This window comes from Streptomyces sp. MZ04 (genome assembly GCF_004684775.1).
Classification (GTDB): domain Bacteria; phylum Actinomycetota; class Actinomycetes; order Streptomycetales; family Streptomycetaceae; genus Streptomyces.
The window spans coordinates 1-6,012 of the sequence record NZ_SRIC01000400.1 but is presented as its reverse complement, the minus strand read 5'-3'; the positions used below and the strand labels follow the sequence as shown (position 1 = coordinate 6,012).

Below are 6,012 nucleotides of genomic sequence, written 5' to 3'. Positions count from 1 at the left end.
GGAGTCGACGGGGAGCGGGGGTGAGCGGGGGTGAGCGGTGTGGCGGGCCGGACGGATGCAACTGTTCGTGCGAGGCGCACGGATCGCGTGGGGCGGCGGGTGTGGCTCGGCGACGCGGTGCTCGCGGTCGTCGTGGGCGTGATCGTCACGGCCGCGGCGGCGTACGGGGACGATGCGGGGCTGCTGGACTACGCGCTGATGGCGGCCGGTTCGCTGGCCCTGGCCGCGCACCGGGCGGCGCCCCGCGTCGTGCTCGGCGTCGCCACCGCCTGTCTGCTGGGCACGGTGCTGCACGCGGGGGCGAGCGGAGTGGCGGCGATACCGATGGTGGCGACCGTGCACACGGCGGCGCGGGCGGGCCACCGGGGTGTCGCCGCGGCGGCCGCGGGGGCGTTCCTCGCGGGCTTCGCGGTGGCGGGCTCCGCGTCGGACGACGTCGCCCAGCGGACCATGCTGCTGGCGGGCTGGTTCCTGTGCGCGCTGGTCACGGGCCTCGCCGACAAGAACTGGCAGGCGTATCTGCGCCAGACGGAGCAGCGCGCCCTGGAGGCCGAGCGGACCCGCGAGGAGGCGGCGCTGCGCCGGGCGGGGGAGGAGCGGCTGCGGATCGCGCGCGAGTTGCACGACTCCCTGACGCACAGCATCTCGATCGTCAAACTGCAGGCGGGCGTCGCCGTCCACCTGGCCCGCAAACGGGGTGAGGAGATACCGCCCGCGCTGCTCGCCATCCAGGAGGCCAGCGGCGAGGCGATGCGCGAACTGCGGTCCACGCTGGACGTGTTGCGCACGGACGAGCCGACAGGGAGCCCCGCACTCCTCGTGGAGCGTGCGCGGGCGGCCGGCCTCGACGTGGAGCTGACGGTGCGGGGGCGGGAGCGTGCCCTGGCCGGCGGCCTGGATCGGGCCGCGTACCGGATCGTGCAGGAGGGCCTCACCAATGCGGCGCGTCATGCGGGGGGCGCCGCGCGGGTGGCGGTCGAACTGAACTACGGGGAGCGGGTGTTGGGGGTACGCGTGACGGACGACGGGGCCGCCGACGCGGGGCTCCCGCCGGTGGAGGGGACCGGTCTCACGGGGATGCGGGAGCGGGTCGTCGCGCTGGGCGGCACGTTGCGGGCGGGTCCGCGGGCCGAGGGCGGCTTCGCGGTGCGGGCCGAACTGCCGCTGGAGGTGGCCGAGTCGACTGCGGGGGCGGTGGCTGCTGTGGATGCGGCGGGGCCGCAGGGGGCAGTGGTGTCGGGCGGTTCTGTTGGTTCGGTGGGATCGGTGGATTCGGTGGGATCGGTGGGTTCGGTGGGTTCGGTGGGTTCGGTGGATTCGGTGGGTTCGGTGGGATCGAAGGCGAAGGTTGGTGCTGATGTCGGGCGGCGTGGGGAGAGCCCGTGATCCGGGTTGTGTTGGTGGATGATCAGGCGTTGATGCGGGCCGGGTTTCGTGCGCTGCTCGATGCCGAGGACGGTGTCGAGGTGGTGGGGGAGGCCGCCGACGGGGAGCGGGGGGTCGCCCTCGTGCGCGAGTGCGTGCCCGACGTCGCGCTCATCGACGTACAGATGCCCGTGATGACGGGGATCGAGGCGACGCGCCGGATCGTCGCCGACCCGCGGCTCGCCGACGTGCGCGTCGTGATCCTCACCAACTACGGCCTTGATGAGTACGTGTTCGACGCGCTGCGCGCCGGGGCCAGCGGGTTCCTCCTCAAGGACACCGAGCCCGCCGATCTGTTGCAGGGCATCGAGATCGTCGCGCGCGGGGAGGCCCTGCTTTCGCCGTCGGTGACCCGCAGGCTCATCGGGGAGTTCGTGTCACGGCCGCCGGACCGGGCTACGGCGCCGGGCCTGGAGACGCTCACCCGCAGGGAGCGCGAGGTCACCGCGCTCGCCGCGCGCGGTCTTACGAACGAGGAGATCGCCGAGCACATGGTGATCAGCCCATTCACGGCGAAGACGCATGTGAGCCGGGCGATGACGAAGCTCGGCGCGCGCGACCGGGCCCAACTGGTCGTGTTCGCCTACGAGTCGGGGCTCGTAGCGGCCCGGAATGCTACTCCGTAGCGGGAAGTGGAGGTGCATAGCGGTGTGTAAGGGCGTGCAGGGGTGCATAGGGGGTTACTTGGGGCGTGGCATGATCTGCGCGTGACCGTCATACCGTTCAGACATGTCGCGGCCCTCACGGCTGTCGCCCTGCTCGCCGCCGGGTGCGGGCTCTCGGAGGAGCTCGAGCGGGAGAGGAACCCTGAGCGTACGGCGGACGCCGCTCCCGAGGGCGGTCCTGCCGCCTCCGGTGTGCCCACGCCGCCCGGCCTGGCGTCGACGACGCCGATTCCCGTTGACGGGGAGCCGGTGCCGGACGCGCCCTCGTCCTCGTGCCCCGCCTCGGGCGTGCGGATCGAGCCGGGCATGGTCGACGCCGCGATGGGGCTGCGCGCGATGAGCGTGACGTTGACCAACTGCGGGAAGCGCGCCTATCGGCTGAACGGCTACCCGGGCCTCCGGGTGCTCGACGAGCACCGCGAACCCCTCGACGTACAGATCCTCGAAGGGCCGAACCCCGTCACGCAGATGGAGGACCCCGGCCCGCACCCCCTCACGCTGCGGCGTGAGGAGTCCGCCCACACGGTGCTTGTCTGGCGCAACACCGTCACCGACACGACGACGAACGCCGTCAGCGGCACCTATCTGGAGGTCACCCCGGCCAAGGGCGCCCGCAAGGCGACCGTGACGCCGCAGGGCCGCATCGACCTCGGCAACACGGGCCGCATCGGCACCACCGCCTGGCAGAAGACCCCGGCCGACGACACCGGGGCGTCCAGGCCTACGGCACCCGCGCCGTCCTGAGCAGGGCAGCTCCGCCCAGGTCCCTATATCAGGACAAGTCCGTATGCCGGGGATAGGTTCGCGATCAGGGTGGTCAGTCGACGGTCGGCGCCGGCCCGGACAGGAGGCGACCGCAGCGTGACAAGCTCCGACACGTCCAGCACCCCGAACTACGGCGTCTACTCCGAGGTCGGCAAGCTGCGCAAGGTGCTGGTCTGCGCGCCCGGTCTCGCGCACCGCAGACTGACCCCCACCAACGCCGACGACCTGCTCTTCGACGACGTCATGTGGGTGGAGAACGCCCAGCGCGACCACGCCGACTTCGTCGACAAGCTCCGGCAGCGCGGTGTCGAGGTCGTCGAACTGCACGACCTGCTCGCCCGGACGATGGCGATCCCCGAGGCCAGGAACTGGCTCCTGGAGCGGAAGATCACCCCGAACGAGGTCGGGCTCGGACTCATGGACGGCACCCGCGCCTTCCTGGAGACCCTGCAGCCGCGCCGCCTCGCCCACTACCTCATCGGCGGCCTCGCCGCCGCGGATCTGCCGGACGAGTTCCGCTCCGGCTATGTCACGCTCGTACGCGAATCCACCGGCGTACGCGAATACTTGATGCCGCCGCTGCCGAACACGCTCTACACCCGCGACACGACATGCTGGCTGTACGGCGGCGTCACCCTCAACCCGCTGTACTGGCCCGCCCGGCACGACGAGACGCTGCTGATGAAGGCCGTCTATCAGTTCCATCCCGACTTCACCGGCGCCCGGGTGTGGTGGGGCGATCCCGAACTCGACTGGGGCCAGACCACGTTCGAGGGCGGCGACATCATGCCGGTCGGCAACGGCGTCGTCCTGATGGGCATGAGCGAGCGCACATCGCGGCAGGCCATCACGCAGGTCGCGGCCGCGCTGTTCAAGAACGGCGCGGCGCGGCAGGTCGTCGTCGCCGGCATGCCCAAGCTGCGGGCCGCGATGCACCTCGACACCGTCTTCACCTTCGCCGACCGCGACATCGTCACGCTCTACCCGAAGATCATGGACGCCGTGCACTCCTTCACGCTGCGGCCCGGCGAAGGACCGGCCGGCATGGACATCACCGATGAGGGTTCGCGTACGTTCGTCGACGTCGTCGCCAAGGCGCTCGGGCTCCCCGGGCTGCGGGTGATCGAGACCGGCGGAGACGTCTACGCCTCCGAGCGCCAGCAGTGGGACAGCGGCAACAACGCCGTCGCCCTGGAGCCCGGCGTGGTCGTCACCTACGACCGCAACACCCAGACCAACGCCCTGCTGCGCAAGGCGGGCGTCGAGGTCATCACCATCGTCGGCGCCGAACTCGGCCGGGGCCGCGGCGGCGGGCACTGCATGACGTGCCCGCTGCTGCGCGACCCCGTCGACTTCTGAGGCCACGGCCGGCCGGAAGGCTCAGTACCGCTGGGCCTTGACCAGCTTCGCGGAGAGCTTCGGCTCCGGCGGCGCGTGGCTGATGGCGTACGCCTGGGCCCGCTCGCCGGGTTCGAGGTCCTCCTTGCCGATGCAGCGCGTCTCCACGGTCTTGCCGTCGGAGTCCAGGAAGTCGACCTGCACCGCGTACGACGCCTTCTCGTCGGTGCTGTTGGTGAGCGTCACGATGGAGGCGAGCACGCCGCCGGTCTCGGAGCGCGCTTTGCCCGTCATCGACACGTCGGACATCGCGTTGCCCTCGCCGTCGACATCCTTCAACTTGTCCTTCGCGGCCTTCTGGACCCGCTCGGACTCCGCGGACACGGACGCCTCGAACTCGTCCGCGCGCTCCGAGGCCGATTCCGCCGCCGCGGACGCCGAAGCCCGTGCGGACTCGGCGGCCTCGGAAGCGGCCTATTTCAGGGGCGACGCGGTCTTCTCCGAGAAGGACGCCGAGTCGGGAGCCGTCGGCCGTTCGCTGATGGTCCGGCTGCCCTCGCCGGAGGGGGCGTCGCCGTCGGTGCTGCAGGAGACGAGGGCGGCGGCGCCCGTGACGGTGGCGGCCAGCGCGAGGGCGGCGGATACCGCCTTCCTGGGGCGTCGCTGCCCGCCGGTCGGCATGGGGTTCATTCGGAGCGGTCCTCTCACTGCTGTGCCTGACGTCAGTACCTCAGGGCGCAGGCGATTCCGCCCCGCTCTGTGAGCGCTCCCTCGGGTACGAACCGGACCTGTGCGCCGGTGTCCAGGGCCCGCTCCACGATCTCGTCCACGATGTCCTCGACCGCGTCGAGATCGCCGGTGGCGGCCGGCACCAGATGCCCGCCGTCGTCGCGCACGGTCTGCCGGAAGGTGTCCTCGACGGCGAGCAGCCCGGCCCGGTCGGCCGTCACGTTCTGCCAGACCTCGTCGAGCCCCGCGGCGAACCGCCGCTTGCTCTGTGCCGTGTCCAACTCATGCAGCAGGGCTTCGAGTTCGGTCTTCTCCCGGTCGGCGACGAGGGGAGCGACCGCTTGGGCCACCGTGTTCGCCGGGCCGTGCGCCAGGCCGCCGTGCGACACCCGCGTGGCCTTCCGGGTGACCGTGCCGATGTCGTCGATGAGGGAGAGCGCCGCGGCTTCGCCGGCCACGAACAGGGGGCGTGGATGAGCGTCGAGGACGGCGCTCATCGCCTGGTCCGCCGCGCGCAGGAACGTACGGGTCCGCTCGTCGCGGAAGGTGCTCGGCAGATCGCCGATCCGCTCCTCGCGCTCGGCGTCCGGGTCCTCGAGGCTCCGGGTCAGCGGGAATCCGTCGGCGGTGTGCTCGGTCACTCGCTCCGCGGCGCCGTCCCACAGCGCGACACGGTCGGCGGAGACGGCGAGGACCCAGTACGGGCGCTCGGCGGCCCGCGCCGCGACGAGGTTGCGCGTCAGGAACGTGTCCGAGAGCACCACCCGCGACGGCACCGTCCTGGCAAGCGACCACACCTGGTGCTCCCCGGGGGCGGCGAAAACCGCGAGCCCGTCCTCGGCGTGCACGAGATCGACCTCGGCCACCGCCTTGTCCAGCTGGTCGGCCACCTCGGCCCGCTGCTCCTTGGTCACGGCGGGGTCGGCGTTCAGGCGCTCCTTGGCCTCGGCGACGAGGTTGCGCAGCCGCACCGGGTCCTGGGCGTTGTCCGGTTCCCTGCGGTGCGTCGGCAGCAGGACCGTGACGGCCGGATAGGGGCGTGTCTTGCGCAGCTCGGCGAGGGTTTCGGGGGTGAGGGAGGGGTGCATGG

General features: G+C 71.8%; 6 protein-coding genes and 1 pseudogene. 4 read left to right on the top strand and 3 right to left on the bottom strand.

Annotation, left to right across the window (positions count from 1 at the left end; all coding sequences use genetic code 11):
* Positions 1-87: 87 nt before the first annotated feature.
* The 4 genes and pseudogenes from E2651_RS40385 to E2651_RS40365 all read left to right on the top strand — a co-directional run.
* A pseudogene (locus E2651_RS40385) lies at positions 88-1,167 on the top strand (histidine kinase); the annotation flags it as partial.
* A gap of 215 nt (positions 1,168-1,382) precedes the next feature.
* Positions 1,383-2,051 (top strand): response regulator transcription factor, encoded by a 669-nt coding sequence (locus E2651_RS40375; RefSeq protein WP_135336251.1) that lies wholly within the window; start codon positions 1,383-1,385, stop codon positions 2,049-2,051.
* 81 nt (positions 2,052-2,132) lie between these two features.
* On the top strand, positions 2,133-2,834 hold the full coding sequence (locus E2651_RS40370) for a DUF4232 domain-containing protein (RefSeq protein ID WP_245239514.1): 702 nt from the start codon (positions 2,133-2,135) through the stop codon (positions 2,832-2,834).
* 117 nt (positions 2,835-2,951) lie between these two features.
* Positions 2,952-4,214 (top strand): arginine deiminase, encoded by a 1,263-nt coding sequence (locus E2651_RS40365; RefSeq protein WP_135336250.1) that lies wholly within the window; start codon positions 2,952-2,954, stop codon positions 4,212-4,214.
* A gap of 21 nt (positions 4,215-4,235) precedes the next feature.
* Here E2651_RS40365 and E2651_RS46265 read toward each other — a convergent pair whose 3' ends face one another.
* The 3 genes from E2651_RS46265 to E2651_RS40355 all read right to left on the bottom strand — a co-directional run bounded on the left by E2651_RS46265 (position 4,236) and on the right by E2651_RS40355 (position 6,010).
* Positions 4,236-4,577: an FxLYD domain-containing protein gene (locus tag E2651_RS46265; RefSeq protein ID WP_348541702.1), complete on the bottom strand. Its 342-nt coding sequence runs from the start codon at positions 4,575-4,577 to the stop codon at positions 4,236-4,238.
* A gap of 90 nt (positions 4,578-4,667) precedes the next feature.
* Entirely contained in the window at positions 4,668-4,883 is a 216-nt protein-coding gene (locus tag E2651_RS46260) for a hypothetical protein (protein WP_348541701.1), read from the bottom strand.
* 32 nt (positions 4,884-4,915) lie between these two features.
* Positions 4,916-6,010, bottom strand: a complete 1,095-nt coding sequence (locus tag E2651_RS40355) for a chemotaxis protein (protein WP_135336249.1) — start codon at positions 6,008-6,010, stop codon at positions 4,916-4,918.
* Between the last annotated feature and the right edge of the window lie 2 nt (positions 6,011-6,012).